The organism is Pseudomonas sp. IT-P253 (genome assembly GCF_949768125.1).
Lineage (GTDB): Bacteria > Pseudomonadota > Gammaproteobacteria > Pseudomonadales > Pseudomonadaceae > Aquipseudomonas.
In genome coordinates, this window is the sequence record NZ_CATKPT010000055.1 from 134,731 (window position 1) to 150,435 (window position 15,705).

Sequence of the window (15,705 nt, forward strand, 5' to 3'; positions counted from 1 at the left end):
GGGAGCCGCAAGGCTCCCGCTTGCTAACCTGATAGGTGTTACATGGCAGGCGCAAAAGAGATTCGCAGTAAGATTGCGAGCATCAAAAGCACGCAAAAGATTACCAGCGCCATGGAAAAAGTGGCGGTCAGTAAAATGCGCAAGGCACAAATGCGCATGGCTGCTAGCCGTCCTTATGCGGAGCGCATCCGCCAGGTTATTGGCCATCTGGCCAACGCTAACCCGGAATATCGCCACCCATTCATGATCGAGCGTGAAATAAAGCGCGTCGGTTACGTTGTGGTGAGCAGTGACCGTGGTCTGTGTGGTGGCTTGAACACCAACCTGTTCAAGGCCTTGGTCAAGGACATGGCGAAAAACCGTGAAAACGGCGTCGAGATCGATCTGTGTGTTGTTGGTAGCAAGGGTGCGGCTTTCTTCCGCAACTTCGGCGGTAACGTCGTTGCAGCTATCAGCCACCTGGGTGAAGAGCCGTCGATCAATGACCTGATCGGCAGCGTCAAGGTGATGCTGGATGCCTACCTGGACGGCCGTATTGACCGCCTGTCCGTGGTGTCTAACAAGTTCATCAACACCATGACGCAACAGCCAACTGTGGAGCAATTGATTCCACTGGTGGCAACCCCGGATCAAGCACTCAAGCACCACTGGGACTATCTCTATGAACCGGACGCCAAAGAGCTGCTTGACGGCTTGATGGTCCGTTACGTGGAGTCGCAGGTCTACCAGGCGGTGGTCGAGAACAACGCGGCCGAACAAGCTGCGCGGATGATCGCGATGAAGAACGCTACCGACAACGCCGGTGATTTGATCAGCGATTTGCAGCTGATCTACAACAAGGCGCGTCAGGCTGCGATCACCCAAGAGATCTCGGAAATCGTCGGCGGCGCTGCCGCGGTTTAACGGTTCAAATATTCAGAGGATCCAGCTATGAGTAGCGGACGTATCGTTCAAATCATCGGCGCCGTTATCGACGTGGAATTTCCACGCGACAGCGTACCGAGCATCTACAACGCGCTGAAAGTTGTAAGCGCGGCTGAAACCACTCTGGAAGTTCAGCAACAGCTGGGCGACGGCGTGGTTCGTACCATTGCGATGGGTTCCACCGAAGGCTTGAAGCGCGGTCTGGAAGTCACCGACTCTGGCGCAGCCATCTCCGTACCGGTCGGTAAAGCGACTCTGGGCCGGATCATGGACGTACTGGGTAACCCGATCGACGAAGCTGGCCCGATCGACACCGAAGAGCGCTGGGGCATTCACCGTCCTGCGCCAACCTTCGCTGAACAAGCGGGCGGCAACGACCTGCTGGAAACCGGCATCAAGGTTATCGACCTGGTTTGCCCGTTCGCCAAGGGCGGTAAAGTCGGTCTGTTCGGTGGTGCCGGTGTAGGCAAAACCGTAAACATGATGGAACTGATCCGTAACATCGCCATCGAGCACAGCGGTTATTCCGTGTTCGCCGGTGTGGGTGAGCGTACTCGTGAGGGTAACGACTTCTACCACGAGATGAAGGACTCCAACGTTCTGGACAAAGTGGCACTGGTTTACGGTCAGATGAACGAGCCGCCGGGTAACCGTCTGCGCGTAGCTCTGACTGGCCTGACCATGGCCGAGAAGTTCCGTGACGAAGGTAACGACGTTCTGCTGTTCGTCGACAACATCTATCGTTACACCCTGGCCGGTACTGAAGTATCCGCACTGCTGGGCCGTATGCCTTCCGCAGTAGGTTACCAGCCGACCCTGGCCGAAGAGATGGGTACTCTGCAAGAGCGTATCACTTCGACCAAAAACGGTTCGATCACCTCGATCCAAGCGGTATACGTACCTGCGGATGACTTGACTGACCCGTCGCCAGCGACCACTTTCGCCCACTTGGACGCCACCGTCGTTCTGTCCCGTGACATCGCTTCCCTGGGTATCTACCCAGCGGTCGATCCACTCGACTCGACTTCGCGCCAGCTGGACCCGAACGTGATCGGCCAGGACCACTACGACACCGCTCGCGGCGTTCAGTATGTTCTGCAGCGTTACAAAGAACTGAAGGACATCATTGCGATCCTGGGTATGGACGAGCTGTCGGAAGCCGACAAGCAGTTGGTAAACCGTGCTCGTAAGATCCAGCGCTTCTTGTCGCAGCCGTTCTTCGTGGCTGAAGTCTTCACCGGTGCTTCGGGTAAATACGTTTCCCTGAAAGACACCATTGCTGGCTTCAAAGGCATCCTCAACGGTGACTACGACCACCTGCCAGAACAAGCGTTCTACATGGTCGGCGGCATCGAAGAAGCGATCGAGAAAGCCAAGAAACTGTAATCCCGGCGCCCGGCAACGGGCGCTAATTTAGGTTGAGGCAATCAGATGGCTATGACAGTCCATTGCGATATCGTCAGCGCGGAAGGGGAAATCTTTTCCGGCCTGGTCGAGATGGTGATTGCGCACGGTGCACTGGGTGATCTTGGTATTGCCCTGGGTCACGCGCCGCTGATCACTAATCTCAAGCCAGGTCCTATCCGCCTGATCAAGCAGGGCGGGGAAACCGAGGTGTTTTACATCTCCGGTGGTTTCCTCGAGGTTCAGCCGAACATGGTCAAGGTTCTTGCCGACACTGTGCAACGTGCCGCCGACCTGGATGAAGCCTCCGCTCAGGAAGCCGTTAAGGCTGCCGAGAAGGCCTTGCATGAACGTGGCGCAGAATTCGATTACGGTTCTGCAGCCGCACGTCTGGCCGAGGCGACAGCTCAGCTGCGCACCGTCCAGCAGATCCGCAAAAAGTTTGGCGGTTAATTCGTCATCGACTTGTTGTGCGATTGATTAAAAAGGGTAGCCTCGGCTACCCTTTTTTCTTTTCCGACTTTCATCACTTGGTCGCAGCTTCTGACCACTCAGGATTGATAGCCAGTCATGTCTCTTGAAATCGTTATTCTCGCCGCCGGCCAAGGCACACGCATGCGCTCGGCCTTGCCGAAAGTGCTGCATCCGATTGCCGGCAACTCGATGCTCGGCCATGTTATCCACAGTGCCCGCCAACTTGATCCACAGCGCATTCACGTGGTGATCGGTCATGGAGCGGAGGCGGTGCGTGAGCGTCTGGCGGCTGATGATCTGAATTTCGTCCTGCAGGACAAACAGCTGGGGACAGGTCATGCGGTGGCTCAAGCAGTACCGTTCATCACCGCCGATACCGTATTGATTCTTTACGGCGATGTGCCGCTGATTGAAGTCCCGACCCTGCAACGCTTGCTCAAGCTTGTGGCGCCGATGCAGATGGGGCTGTTGACCGTCGAGCTCGATGACCCGACGGGTTACGGTCGTATCGTGCGCAACGCTGACGGGCGGGTGACCGCTATCGTCGAGCACAAAGATGCCAGCGAAGCTGAGCGTACGATCACTGAAGGCAACACCGGCATTCTGGCGGTGCCAGCCAATCATCTGGAGGACTGGATGAGCCGGCTCTCCAACAACAACGCCCAGGGCGAGTACTACCTGACTGACGTGATTGCTATGGCAGTCAGCGACGGTCTGGTAGTGGACACCGAGCAACCTCACGACGCGATGGAAGTGCAGGGCGCCAACGATCGTAAACAGCTCGCAGAGCTCGAGCGTCATTATCAACTGCGTGTCGGCCGTCGTTTGATGGCTCAGGGCGTGACACTGCGCGACCCGGCTCGTTTCGATGTAAGGGGTGATGTCACCGTCGGCCGCGACGTGCTGATCGATATCAACGTGATCCTCGAAGGCAAGGTGGTTATCGAAGATGACGTGGTGATCGGCCCGAACTGCGTGATCAAGGACAGCACCCTGCGCAAAGGCGTGGTGATCAAGGCCAACAGTCACATCGAAGGGGCGATTCTCGGGGAGGGCAGCGATGCCGGTCCATTTGCTCGTTTGCGTCCAGGTACGGTGCTGGACGCTCGCGCCCATGTGGGTAACTTCGTCGAGCTGAAGAATGCTCATTTGGGCGAAGGGGCCAAGGCCGGCCACCTGTCTTACCTGGGCGATGCGGAGATCGGCGCACGCACCAACATCGGTGCTGGCACCATTACGTGTAACTACGATGGCGCCAACAAGTGGAAAACGGTGTTGGGTGAAGATGTGTTCATTGGTTCCAACAACTCGTTGGTGGCACCTGTGGATATCTCTAGTGGTGCAACCACTGCAGCCGGTTCGACCATTACGCAGAATGTGGATAACGCGCAATTGGCCGTGGGCCGAGCGCGTCAAAAGAACATCGACGGCTGGAAGCGGCCAGAGAAAATCAAGAAGTCCTGAGTTATCCACAGTCAATGAAATCGTCTTCGCGGGCAAGCCTCGCTCCTACAGGGTTTGAGTCGTACGCATGTTTAGCGGATGACACAAAATTGTAGGAGCGAGGCTTGCCCGCGAAGCTTTTTTATCGCGTCAGCTTGACGAAGTTTCGCTAATAGGTTTTGATTGGTTTCGTTATCTTTCGAATCGAAACTTACGTGATCATGTCGAAACGCAACACACCTCAGCGTCGTCACAATATCCTCGCCCTGCTCAATGAACAGGGCGAAGTCAGTGTGGACGAACTGGCCAAGCGTTTCGAAACCTCGGAAGTTACTATTCGCAAGGATCTTGCGGCGCTGGAAAGCAACGGCTTATTGCTGCGGCGTTACGGTGGGGCGATCACCATGCCTCAGGAATTGGTAGCCGACCTCGGCCAACCGGTTTCCCAATATAAGCAGGCCATCGCTCGCGCCGCCGTGACGCGAATTCGCGAGCATGCGCGGATCATCATCGACAGCGGCAGTACCACTGCAGCGATGATCCCGGAACTCGGCCAACAACCGGGCCTGGTGGTGATGACCAACTCTCTCTATGTCGCCAACGCGTTGAGCGAACTCGAACATGAGCCCGTGCTTTTGATGACCGGTGGTACCTGGGACCCGCATTCCGAGTCGTTTCAGGGGCAGGTGGCCGAGCAGGTATTACGCTCTTACGACTTTGATCAGCTGTTTATCGGCGCCGATGGCATCGACCTGGTTCGCGGTACTACCACCTTCAACGAATTGCTGGGGCTGAGCCGGGTCATGGCGGAAGTCGCCCGCGAAGTGGTCGTCATGGTGGAGGCTGACAAGATCGGTCGCAAGATTCCCAATCTGGAGCTGCCGTGGAGCAGCGTCCATACCCTTATTACCGATGATCGCCTGCCGCTCGAGGCACGGGATCAGATTCAGGCCCGCGGTGTCACATTGATTTGCGCGGCTATCAATCAGGAGAAATAGCATGTGTGGAATTGTCGGCGCGGTTGCAGAACGTAATATCACCGCCATCCTGCTCGAAGGTCTGAAGCGCCTCGAATACCGGGGTTATGACAGCGCGGGTGTGGCAATCCTCAGCAATGACGCAACGCTTGAACGCATGCGTCGCCCAGGCAAAGTCAGCGAGTTGGAACAGGCGCTGGCCGCAGAGCCGTTGGTCGGTCGCCTCGGTATCGCCCACACCCGTTGGGCCACTCACGGCGCCCCGTCAGAGCGCAATGCGCACCCGCATTTCTCCCGTGATCTGGCGGTCGTACACAACGGCATCATCGAGAACCATGAAGCCCTGCGCGAACAACTGATCGCCTTGGGTTATGTGTTCACCTCGGATACCGACACTGAAGTCATCGCCCACCTTCTGGATCACAAACTCAAGGACTTGGGTGATCTGACCGTGGCGCTCAAGGCGACCGTTAAAGAATTGCATGGTGCTTACGGCTTGGCCGTGATCAGCGCTCAACAACCGGATCGTCTGGTTGCCGCACGCAGTGGCAGCCCGCTAGTGATTGGTCTGGGACTGGGGGAAAATTTCCTGGCTTCCGACCAGTTGGCCCTGCGTCAGGTCACTGACCGTTTCATGTACCTTGAAGAAGGTGACATCGCCGAAATTCGCCGGGATAGCGTTCAAATCTGGGACGTCAATGGCAAGCAGGTTGAGCGCGAAGCGGTGCAGTACCGTGACGGTGCCGAAGCCGCGGACAAGGGCGAATTCCGCCACTTCATGCTCAAGGAAATCCACGAGCAACCTACTGTGGTGCAGCGCACCCTGGAAGGTCGCCTGGGCCCGAACAGCGTGCTGGTGCAGGCTTTCGGTCCACAGGCAGCCGAGCTGTTTGCCAAGGTGCGCAACGTGCAGATCGTCGCCTGTGGCACCAGTTACCACGCCGGCATGGTTGCCCGTTACTGGCTCGAAGAACTGGCCGGCATTCCTTGCCAGGTCGAAGTCGCCAGCGAATTCCGCTACCGCAAGGTCGTCGTGCAACCCGATACCTTGTTCGTGACCATTTCCCAGTCCGGTGAAACCGCCGACACCCTGGCAGCGCTGCGCAACGCTAAAGAGTTGGGCTACCTCGCCAGCCTGGCAATCTGCAACGTCGGCATCAGCTCGCTGGTGCGTGAATCCGACCTGACCCTGCTGACACAGGCGGGTCGTGAAATCGGCGTGGCCTCGACCAAAGCCTTCACCACTCAGTTGGTTGGCCTGTTGTTGCTGACCTTGTCCCTGGGTCAGGTTCGCGGAACGTTGGCCAACGGCGTCGAAGCCACCCTGGTCGAAGAACTGCGTCGTTTGCCAACCCGCCTCGGCGAAGCTTTGGCGATGGACGGCACCATCGAGAAAATCGCCGAGCTGTTCGCTGAGAAGAACCACACCCTGTTCCTCGGTCGCGGTGCGCAATTCCCGGTGGCGATGGAAGGGGCACTCAAGCTCAAGGAAATTTCCTACATCCATGCCGAAGCCTATCCGGCCGGCGAGCTGAAACACGGTCCGTTGGCACTTGTGGATAACGACATGCCCGTGGTGACTGTGGCGCCGAACAACGAGCTGCTGGAGAAGTTGAAGTCCAACCTCCAGGAAGTCCGCGCCCGTGGCGGCGAGCTGATCGTCTTCGCAGACGAGCAGGCGGGCATGATCAATGGCGAAGGCACGCACGTGGTGAACATGCCGCACATCCACGACATCCTGTCGCCGATCCTCTACACCATTCCGCTGCAGTTGCTCTCGTACTACGTGGCCGTATTGAAAGGCACCGACGTCGATCAGCCGCGTAACCTGGCGAAGTCGGTGACAGTGGAATAAGTTATCCACAGGTGATCGAAACATAAAAAATCGCAGCCTACGGTTGCGATTTTTTTTATCTAAATGGAGAGCACGCCCATGGACCGTTTCCAGGAAATGCAGGTGTTCACTGCCGTCGCCCAAGAGCAGGGCTTCTCGGCGGCGGCGCGGCGTTTGGGCATGTCGGCGGCGAGCGTCACCCGAGCGGTGGCAGCGCTTGAGAAGCGCATCGGCACACTGTTGCTGACGCGCACGACCCGCAGCGTGCATTTGAGCGAAGCGGGCCAGCGTTTTCTCGAAGACTGTCGGCGGATTCTCGCTGAGGTGCAGGAAGCAGAAGATTCGGCTGCCGGCAGCCACGCTCATCCGCGTGGGCAACTGACAATCACCGCGCCAGTGTTGTTTGGTGAACTGTTTATCACCCCCTTGATGGTGAATTACCTGACTCAATTCCCTGAAGTCAGCATCAACGGTTTGCTGGTTGACCGAGTGGTGAGCATGGTCGAGGAGGGCATCGATGTGGCGGTGCGCATCGGAGAGCTGCCTGACAGTAATCAGCATGCGGTTTATGTCGGTGAAGTGCGACGGGTGGTCTGTGGGTCACCGGGGTTTCTGGCAATTCATGGGCGGCCTCGACATCCGCAGGATCTGGCGCAGGCTCCGGTTATCGCGACGTCTTCCATCGGTCAGCAGAGATCCTGGCCATTTCTGGAGGCGGGGGAGCCACTGAGCGTTCGACCAGAACCGCGCTTGGTGGTGACGGCGAATCAGGCGGCCATCACTGCGGCGTGCCTCGGGCTGGGATTCACTCGGGTTCTGTCTTATCAGGTGGCGAGCAAAGTCGCGGCTGGCGAGTTGGAGATCATCCTGGCTGACTTCGAACTGGCGCCATTGCCCATCCATGTGGTGTACCAGGGCGGGCGCAAGGCGCCGGCGCGGATTCGCAGTTTTGTGGACTTTGCGGTGACGGCCCTGCGCGAACATCCGGATTTGCAGCACTGAAGGGTTATTGCGCAAGCTGAAATAATGGATTGCGTTTGTTGGTTATTCTGTTGTTTTCAGGCGTGGTGGAATATAGCTGTCACCGGCGCTTAGCCCTCCTGAACAGCACCACTAAACCAGCGGAGTCGACCCTCATGCAAGCGATCAAACTCTACAACTTCCCACGTTCCGGTCACTCCCACCGTGTGGAGCTTATGTTGTCGCTACTGCAACTGCCGACCGAATTGATCTTCGTCGATCTGGTCAAGGGCGAGCACAAACAGCCGGATTTCCTGGCGATCAATGCTTTTGGTCAGGTACCGGTTATTGATGATCAAGGCGTAGTGCTGGCGGATTCCAACGCGATTCTGGTTTATCTGGCGAAAAAGTACGGCAACGGTCGCTGGCTGCCAGACGATCCGGTCGGTGCCGCCAAGGTTCAGCGCTGGTTGTCTGTAGCTGCTGGTCCGATTGCCTTTGGCCCTGCCAGAGCACGGCTGATCACTGTATTTGGTGGGTCTTACAACGCTGAAGAAGTGATTGCGTATTCACACGCCTTGCTCAAGGTGATCGATCACGAACTGGCCAATACGGCTTATCTGGCCGGCAGCGAGCCGACTATCGCCGACGTCGCGGCCTACAGCTACATCGCCCATGCGCCGGAAGGCAATGTGTCGCTTGAGGACTACGCCAACATTAGGGCGTGGCTGGCGCGCATCGAAGCCTTGCCAGGGTTTGTCGGCATGCCGCGTACCGTCGCCGGCCTGCAAAAAACTGCCTGATGCTGACGGCCCGATACTGTCGGGCCGTTCACACTGCGCGAATGGCGCAGGGGAGAAGCCGTTATGGACCGTTCACCTTGGCACGCTGGCGAAAAACAGCTGCAGACACACGTAGGTGTTGCCGAGCGAATGGAGGTGCTCGGTCGTAGGGCCATTCGCCGTGAAATGCCGGACCAGCATCGCCAGTTCTATGAGCAATTGCCGTTCATCCTGTACGGCGCGGTGGATGCCGACGGCAATCCATGGGCCAGTATTCTTGAAGGGCCGCCAGGCTTCGCTAAATCGCCCGAACCCGGTCTGCTGCAATTCAACAGCCTGCCAGGCGCCGATGACCCTGCGCAATTGACGGAGGGGGCGGCGATCGGACTGTTGGGAATCGAGCTGCACACTCGCCGCCGTAACCGCCTCAACGGGCGGATAGGCGCTCTGACGGCAAGCGGTTTCGGTGTGACGGTGGAGCAGTCTTTCGGCAATTGCCCGCAATACATCCAGCTACGCCAGTTTCGCTCGGTGCCGCTGTCGGACCCTGCGACACGACGCGCGCAGCACCTCAACGAACTGGATGAAGCCGCCCGGTCGATGATCGCTGGAGCCGACACCTTGTTTGTCGCCAGCTACGTGGACGTCGATGGCCAGCATTCGGTGGACGTTTCACACCGCGGCGGTCAAGTCGGTTTCGTACAGGTAGACGGTAATCGCCTGACCATTCCGGATTTTGCCGGCAACCTGTTCTTCAACACCTTAGGCAACCTGCTGCTCAATCCTCGGGCCGGTTTGCTGTTTATCGATTTTAATTCGGGCGACCTGCTGCACCTCAGCGGTCGCACCGAAGTCATTCTTGAAGGCCCACAGGTCGAAGCGTTTCAAGGGGCTGAGCGCTTGTGGACGTTAGAGGTGGATCGCGTGGTTCGTCGGCCCGCCGCCCTTGGTTTGCGTTGGCGTTTCGATGGCATGTCACCGACCAGTTTGCTCACCGGCACCTGGCAACAGGCCAACGCCCGGCTGCAAGCTAAAGCGTTGGGCGATCAATGGCGGCCGCTACGGGTCGTGCGCATCGAAGCGCAAAGCCACAACATCCGCTCGCTCTATCTGGAGCCTGCCGACGGTGCCGGGATGCCGGTGTTTCAGGCCGGGCAGCATTTGCCGCTGCGGTTCAATATTGGCGGTGATGTGCATATCCGCACTTACAGTTTGTCGAGTGCACCCTCGGATGATTTTTTCCGTATCAGCGTAAAGCGTGAAGGGCTTGTGTCTTCGCACCTGCATCAACAGGTTCGCGTGGGTGATGTGTTGGAGGCCCGCCCGCCTCAAGGGCACTTCACCGTGGCGCCGCATGAACGTCGACCGCTGGTGTTGTTGGCGGCAGGTGTAGGCATTACGCCGTTGCTGTCGATGGTGCGAGAGGTGGTGTATCAAGGCCTGCGCACCCGGTACATTCGGCCTACATGGTTTTTCCAGAGTTCGCGCACGCTGGCCGATCAAGTATTTCGTCCTGAGCTGGATCGTCTGATCGAGGGAGCGGGTGGCGCAGTAAGAGTGCTGCGTTTGCTCAGTCAGCCGGAGCCCGGAGCGCTGGAAGGCGAAGATTTCGACCTGACCGGACGCATCGATACGGCGTTGCTCAAGACCATTCTTGAAGTCGAGGACTACGACCAGCTGGATTTCGTCCTGTGTGGCCCGGGAAGTTTTACCCAAGGGCTGTACGACAGCCTTCGGGAGCTCGATATCCGTGATTCACGGATTCACGCCGAAACCTTCGGTCCATCTACCTTGCATCGCCAGCCTGATCCCGATGCGATAGTCATCGAGCAAGCCCCGGCCGCTACCATTCCAGTGCCGGTGATATTCGAGCGTTCGGCCAAAGAAGCTCGCTGGCAACCCGACGGCGGCAGTTTGCTGGAGTTGGCGGAAAGCCGTGGATTGCGCCCGGAATTCAGTTGTCGCGGCGGTTCCTGCGGAACCTGCAAAACGCGGTTGATCAGCGGCCAGGTAAATTATCCACAGCCGCCAGCGGACGTGCCGGACGACGGCTATGTCCTGATTTGTTGTGCGATTCCGGCACAGGGGGCGCAGCCTTTGGTGCTCGACCTGTAGCAGCTGCCGAGCCTGCGAGGCTGCGTCCGGCTGCGAAGCAGTCGTAAACTCTGAGTGCACGGTTTATCTGAAACACCGCGGCGTATGTTTTTACGACTGCTTTGCAGCCGGACGCAGCCTCGCAGGCTCGGCAGCTGCTACAAAGGATCTGATTCGGCTTAAGGATTTTTATGTGTTTGTTCGTTCGTCTGTCGGCATTGCTGGCGGTGTTGGTACTGCTCAACGGATGCGAACGGCAGGAGGCGCCTCCGCTCGATCAGCAGCTCTATGTCTGGCAACGTCAATGGACGTTGGCTCACGAAGCCGCGCTCAAGGACAGTCGCGCCGACTTTTCGACTCTGCGGGTACTGGCCTTGCAGGCCTTCCCGTGGGCCGGTTGGCATCGGGCGCGGATCGACCCGGCATTACTCAAGCGTGATGGTCGTCCACTGATTGCGGTGATTCGTCTCGACGGCCAGCTAAAGTCGCTGGATCAGGACGATGTCACTGCGCAGATTCAACAAGTGCTCAGTGATTGGCAAGGGCAGGGGCTCATGGTCTCCGGCGTGGAGATTGACCACGATGCGGGTAGTGCCCGGCTACCGGCTTACCGCGAATTTCTTACCCACTTGCGCACCGTTCTCCCCGCTTCTGTGCCGCTGAGCATTACCGCATTGCCGGCCTGGCTCGACAGTCCCGAATTGTCGGCGCTGTTATCCACAGTCGACAGCAGCGTGCTGCAGGTGCACGCGGTAAGCGATCCGCGTCGCGGCTTGTTTGATGCGGATCAGGCCAGAAAATGGGTGAAGGCCTGGAGCCACATGACTTCGAAACCCTTTTATTTGGCGCTGCCGGCCTATGGTGTGGCGTTGTTACCGAGTGCCGGCGACATACCCATTGTGGAGAGCGAAGCACCCCTTGAGCGTGGCGGACAGCGCCGGGAGTTAATGGCTGACCCGCTGCCATTGAGTACGCTCGGTGCCGAGTTACGCAATGATCCGCCGGCTCATCTGGCCGGCCTGATTTGGTTTCGACTACCGTTGGCCAATGATCGCCGGGCCTGGAGCCTGACGACCCTGCGCGCAGTCGCTCGGGGCGATGCGCTGGACAGTCGCCTGACGTTGAAGCTTTCGCAGAACGAAGGACTGTTTGATATCGGCATCAGCAACCAGGGCAATCTCGACACCGCATGGCCAGAGCGTCTGACCCTCGCGGTCCAGAACTGCGAGGGCGCCGATGCCCTGGCGGGTTATGCGTTGCAACAAACCCCGGATCTGCTTACCTTCACCCGCCTGCGCGACGGACGCCTGCCGGCCGGCGAGCAGCGCGCCATTGGTTGGGCGCGCTGCGCACAAATTGATCAAGGAGGTTCGAATGTTCACCCGTAACTGGCCGCGTCATGTGCTCTGCCTGAGCCTCAGTTTGCCGCTGGGTTCGGCGTTGGCCTGTGGGCCGGATTTCCCCATGCGTCTGCTCGACAATCGAGGTCAGTCACTGGCGGAGCTGCCGGAGGGCAACTTCAATGTCGAGATCAATCGCCTCGGGCATGCCATCGCCGGCTTGAAAAACATCACCCAGGCCGCCTACAACATGCAGGCGCCTGACTACGCAGATCAGCGCGACAACGCCGAGCGGGCCGGCTTGACGGCTGAGCAGCAAGCGTTGGTGAAACAGCTGCGCAGCTTGCCTGACGCCCATCAGGTCGAGATTCAGGCTGCGAGTCTGCCGGCGGAGCTCAAGCTTTATCTGGCGGGTGCTGTGGCGTTTGCTGCCGGTGATCATGGGCTGGCGGCCGAGTACTTCCAGAAGGTGCTGGCGTTGCCGGCAGATCAACGCGCATTGCGCAGCACCTGGGCCGCTTATTCGTTGGGCCGGGCGCTGTTTGCCATGAGTTCTGAAGCGGACGCTGGGCCCGACTTGCTGGATCGGTCTCGGAAAGCTTTTGAGCAGACTCGCCAACTGAGCATCGAAGGCTTCAGCGACCCGTTGGAACTGGGCGTCGCCAGCCTCGGCGAAGAGGCTCGCGTTGCACGCACCGCTGGCGACTGGAACAGCGCCATCGAACGCTACGCCACGCAAAACCTCCACGGTTCGGCGGTAGGCTATACCTCGCTGAAACTGTTGATGGCCGACCTGGCAGCGATGCCTGAGGATCAACTGGCCGTGCTGCTCAAGGGCAAACCGGTGCAGCAGCTTGTGACAGCGTCATTGATCAGCCGACTGGGCTGGTCATTTGGTGAACAACCACCGAACGAATTGAAACTGATCACACAGCTGCAAAACAGCACACGCGGTAGCCTGGATAATGCGGATCGTCTGGCGGCGGTAAGTTATCAACAGGGCGACTACGCCAGCGCCAAAGCATTTCTTGAGCACGCGGGCGACGGCGGCCTGGCGTGGTGGTTACGGGCGAAACTGGCGATGCGCGACGGCGATAAAACCGCAGCCGCCGCAGCGTATGCCAAAGCGGCCCAGGCCTTCCCGCAGAATGAGTCGTGGGGGGAGCGACGGACGCCAGAATGGGATTTCGAAACGTTGCAGCCCAAGTGCCGGGTCGAGGGTGAAAGCGCGATCCTCGCCCTGCAGCGCGGTGACTACCTGCAAGCGTTCGATCAGCTTTACCGCAGCAATGGCATCTACTGGTTCGACGCCGCCACCGTCGCCGAACGGGTGCTGACCGTCGATGAGCTCAAGCACTACGTCGACACCCAGGTGCCGGCACCGCCACCGCTGACCCAGCAGGAGCGGGATAACTACGTGCCGTTGCCGGTGGCGGCGAAATTGCGCGATTTGCTCGGGCGGCGTCTGCTGCGCGAAGCGCGTTACGATGAAGCGCCGGGGTATTTCGACAGTGTCGAATTGCAAGACAAGGCCAAGTGGTACGGGGAGTTGCGCAACGATGCCGAATCGAAATGGTGGCCAACCAAACGGGCATTCGCTTACTACAACGCCGCAACCTTAGCCCGTTTCGACGGGATGGAATTGTTGGGTTACGAGATGGCGCCGGATTACGCGGCCTTGGGTGGTAACTACAGTCTTGAAACGCCAGAGCTCAAGGTCGGACCGCTGATTACTGTGGGTGAAGTGCAGCGCCAGCAGGCTACCGTGGCGCAACCTGACGAGCGTTTTCATTACCGTTTTGTTGCCACAACGCTGGCGAGCAAGGCTGCTGATCATCTGCCCCACAGCAGTCAGGCTTTCGCTTCGGTGCTGTGCAAGGCTTCGACATGGGGGACCAGTCTGCAAGAACAAAGCGCGTTTTATCGTCGTTATGTCGAGGAGGGCCCCTACGTGGTCTGGGCCAGCGACTTCGGTCATCAATGCCAGGAACCGGACTTCCAGAACACCGACAAACGCTATGTGACCCAGGTTACCGACGCCGTGCGATCGCATCTGCGGCCGTACAAGAAACCATTGCAATTCGGCGCAGTGATCCTGGTCGCGGCAGCGGCGTTGTTGCTGATCAACCGCCGCCGGCAAAAAGTGCAGTAAGGCTCATGCCTGTTGAACAAATGTCAGCCGCACTGCGAAACCAATCAACAGGCTGCCAAACAACCACTGCTGCAAGCGTTGGGCCGAGGGACTGCGTTGCACCCAACGGCCAAGTGCTGCGCCCACCAATGCATACGCGCTGTCGAACAATAATCCAACGCCCACCAGCACCACGCCCAGGGTCGCGAATTGCGCGAGCACCCGCCCCGCGGTCGGATCGATAAACTGCGGCAGCAGCACTGAGCAGAACAGCAGCGCTTTCGGGTTGAGCAGGTTGGTCAGCAAACCGCGCTGGATCGCTTCGCGCCAGTGCGGTTTGCCGGTGGTGGCTTCGGCGTTGTGCAGATTTGGCAGCAGCGTGGTTCGCAGGCATTGAATGCCGATCCACAACAGGTACGCGGCACCGACCAGACGCACCACATCGAAGGTCCAGGGCGCGGCTTTGAATAACGCTGCGAGCCCCAACGCCGCCAGTGCCACATGACACCCGCGTGCAATGCCCAGACCCACCGCAGTCGCCAGCGCGGCGCCTTTGCCTTGGCGGGCACCGGTCTGCAACAGCAGAATCATGTCTGGGCCCGGCAACAGGTAGACCACTGCCAACGCCATGAAAAACAGCCACATCCCCGCCATGTCACACCCCATTCATTGTCGATTCGGTGCGGTCAGTCTAGGGCTGATGGGCGGGGCAGGTGGTTGCGTAGTTCGCTTCTAAACCCTCCTTGATTGGCATAATCTGCTACAAATTTGCATCACAAACATCAGGATCTGCCAAACCATGAAACTGGACGCCTACGACCGCAAAATTCTCGCGGCGCTGCAACGGGACGGTCGCCTGAGCAACGTGCAACTGGCTGAGGAGATTGGTCTGTCGGCTTCGCCGTGTTTGCGCCGGGTACGGATGCTTGAAGACGCCGGGGTGATTCGCGGCTATCAGGCCAATCTGGATCGCGATGAGGTTGGGCTCGGTCTGACCGTGTTTGTCGGGGTCAAGGTTGAACGCCATAACGATGAACAGGCGGAAGCCTTCCGCCTGGCCGTAACGGCGCTGCCCGAAGTGATTTCGGCGTTTCTGGTGTCAGGGGAATCGGATTTTTTACTGCAAGTGGTGGTGCCGGATTTGCGCGGCTATGACCGATTTCTCACGGGACGTTTGTTGAAGCTGCCAGGCGTTAGTGACATCCGTAGCAACTTTGCGATTCATACGGTGAAGACGCCCGGGGCTTTGCCGCTGGAGCATTTACCGCTTTAGACCGAGTCGCCCCTTCGCGAGCAGGCTCGCTCCCACATTGGTTTTGTGAACGGCACCGATCAAATGTGG

Annotated in this window: 13 protein-coding genes; 12 read left to right on the forward strand and 1 reads right to left on the reverse strand. The window is 58.7% G+C overall.

Features of this window, described 5'->3' with window-relative positions:
- Positions 1-42: 42 nt before the first annotated feature.
- From atpG to ACM6IR_RS23130, 11 genes are all read left to right on the forward strand, one after another.
- Positions 43-903: a F0F1 ATP synthase subunit gamma gene (gene atpG / locus ACM6IR_RS23080; RefSeq protein WP_414909834.1), complete on the forward strand. Its 861-nt coding sequence runs from the start codon at positions 43-45 to the stop codon at positions 901-903.
- A gap of 27 nt (positions 904-930) precedes the next feature.
- Entirely contained in the window at positions 931-2,310 is a 1,380-nt protein-coding gene (gene atpD / locus ACM6IR_RS23085; protein WP_008155715.1) for a F0F1 ATP synthase subunit beta, read from the forward strand.
- 45 nt (positions 2,311-2,355) lie between these two features.
- A complete protein-coding gene (locus tag ACM6IR_RS23090) occupies positions 2,356-2,781 on the forward strand; it encodes a F0F1 ATP synthase subunit epsilon (protein WP_201115593.1) in 426 nt (141 codons plus the stop codon).
- Positions 2,782-2,898: 117 nt separating this feature from the next.
- The gene (gene glmU / locus ACM6IR_RS23095; protein ID WP_414909835.1) at positions 2,899-4,266 is read left to right on the forward strand and encodes a bifunctional UDP-N-acetylglucosamine diphosphorylase/glucosamine-1-phosphate N-acetyltransferase GlmU; all 1,368 of its coding nucleotides are present in this window, start codon (positions 2,899-2,901) and stop codon (positions 4,264-4,266) included.
- Positions 4,267-4,463: 197 nt separating this feature from the next.
- Positions 4,464-5,243, forward strand: coding sequence for a DeoR/GlpR family DNA-binding transcription regulator (locus ACM6IR_RS23100; protein ID WP_414909979.1), 780 nt, complete (start codon positions 4,464-4,466; stop codon positions 5,241-5,243).
- 1 nt (position 5,244) lies between these two features.
- Positions 5,245-7,077 carry a glutamine--fructose-6-phosphate transaminase (isomerizing) gene (gene glmS, locus ACM6IR_RS23105; protein WP_414909836.1) on the forward strand — a complete coding sequence of 611 codons (1,833 nt, stop codon included), beginning with the start codon at positions 5,245-5,247 and terminating at the stop codon, positions 7,075-7,077.
- A 78-nt stretch (positions 7,078-7,155) separates the two neighbouring features.
- On the forward strand, positions 7,156-8,058 hold the full coding sequence (locus ACM6IR_RS23110; protein WP_414909837.1) for a LysR family transcriptional regulator: 903 nt from the start codon (positions 7,156-7,158) through the stop codon (positions 8,056-8,058).
- Between the two features lie 134 nt (positions 8,059-8,192).
- Entirely contained in the window at positions 8,193-8,819 is a 627-nt protein-coding gene (locus tag ACM6IR_RS23115; RefSeq protein ID WP_414909838.1) for a glutathione S-transferase family protein, read from the forward strand.
- A gap of 63 nt (positions 8,820-8,882) precedes the next feature.
- Positions 8,883-10,913 (forward strand): pyridoxamine 5'-phosphate oxidase family protein, encoded by a 2,031-nt coding sequence (locus ACM6IR_RS23120; protein WP_414909839.1) that lies wholly within the window; start codon positions 8,883-8,885, stop codon positions 10,911-10,913.
- 170 nt (positions 10,914-11,083) lie between these two features.
- Positions 11,084-12,280 (forward strand): DUF3142 domain-containing protein, encoded by a 1,197-nt coding sequence (locus tag ACM6IR_RS23125; RefSeq protein WP_414909840.1) that lies wholly within the window; start codon positions 11,084-11,086, stop codon positions 12,278-12,280.
- A complete protein-coding gene (locus ACM6IR_RS23130) occupies positions 12,267-14,384 on the forward strand; it encodes a hypothetical protein (RefSeq protein ID WP_414909841.1) in 2,118 nt (705 codons plus the stop codon). The genes ACM6IR_RS23125 and ACM6IR_RS23130 overlap by 14 nt, the downstream gene beginning before the upstream one ends.
- 3 nt (positions 14,385-14,387) lie before the next feature.
- On the opposite strand, the gene ACM6IR_RS23135 is transcribed toward ACM6IR_RS23130, so the two are convergent.
- Positions 14,388-15,017, reverse strand: a complete 630-nt coding sequence (locus ACM6IR_RS23135; protein WP_414909842.1) for a LysE family translocator — start codon at positions 15,015-15,017, stop codon at positions 14,388-14,390.
- 145 nt (positions 15,018-15,162) lie between these two features.
- Between ACM6IR_RS23135 and ACM6IR_RS23140 the strand changes: the two genes are divergently transcribed.
- Entirely contained in the window at positions 15,163-15,636 is a 474-nt protein-coding gene (locus ACM6IR_RS23140) for an Lrp/AsnC family transcriptional regulator (RefSeq protein WP_414909843.1), read from the forward strand.
- Positions 15,637-15,705: the final 69 nt, after the last annotated feature.

Bases quoted from the DNA above. Each gene is read 5' to 3' on its own strand.
- ACM6IR_RS23110 (WP_414909837.1), top strand. From the start codon at position 7,156: ATGGACCGTTTCCAGGAAATGCAGGTGTTCACTGCCGTCGCCCAAGAG.
- ACM6IR_RS23120 (WP_414909839.1), top strand. From the start codon at position 8,883: ATGGACCGTTCACCTTGGCACGCTGGCGAAAAACAGCTGCAGACACAC.
- ACM6IR_RS23090 (WP_201115593.1), top strand. From the start codon at position 2,356: ATGGCTATGACAGTCCATTGCGATATCGTCAGCGCGGAAGGGGAAATC.
- ACM6IR_RS23115 (WP_414909838.1), top strand. From the start codon at position 8,193: ATGCAAGCGATCAAACTCTACAACTTCCCACGTTCCGGTCACTCCCAC.
- glmS (WP_414909836.1), top strand. From the start codon at position 5,245: ATGTGTGGAATTGTCGGCGCGGTTGCAGAACGTAATATCACCGCCATC.
- ACM6IR_RS23140 (WP_414909843.1), top strand. From the start codon at position 15,163: ATGAAACTGGACGCCTACGACCGCAAAATTCTCGCGGCGCTGCAACGG.
- glmU (WP_414909835.1), top strand. From the start codon at position 2,899: ATGTCTCTTGAAATCGTTATTCTCGCCGCCGGCCAAGGCACACGCATG.
- atpG (WP_414909834.1), top strand. From the start codon at position 43: ATGGCAGGCGCAAAAGAGATTCGCAGTAAGATTGCGAGCATCAAAAGC.
- ACM6IR_RS23135 (WP_414909842.1), bottom strand. From the start codon at position 15,017: ATGGCGGGGATGTGGCTGTTTTTCATGGCGTTGGCAGTGGTCTACCTG.
- ACM6IR_RS23125 (WP_414909840.1), top strand. From the start codon at position 11,084: ATGTGTTTGTTCGTTCGTCTGTCGGCATTGCTGGCGGTGTTGGTACTG.
- atpD (WP_008155715.1), top strand. From the start codon at position 931: ATGAGTAGCGGACGTATCGTTCAAATCATCGGCGCCGTTATCGACGTG.
- ACM6IR_RS23130 (WP_414909841.1), top strand. From the start codon at position 12,267: ATGTTCACCCGTAACTGGCCGCGTCATGTGCTCTGCCTGAGCCTCAGT.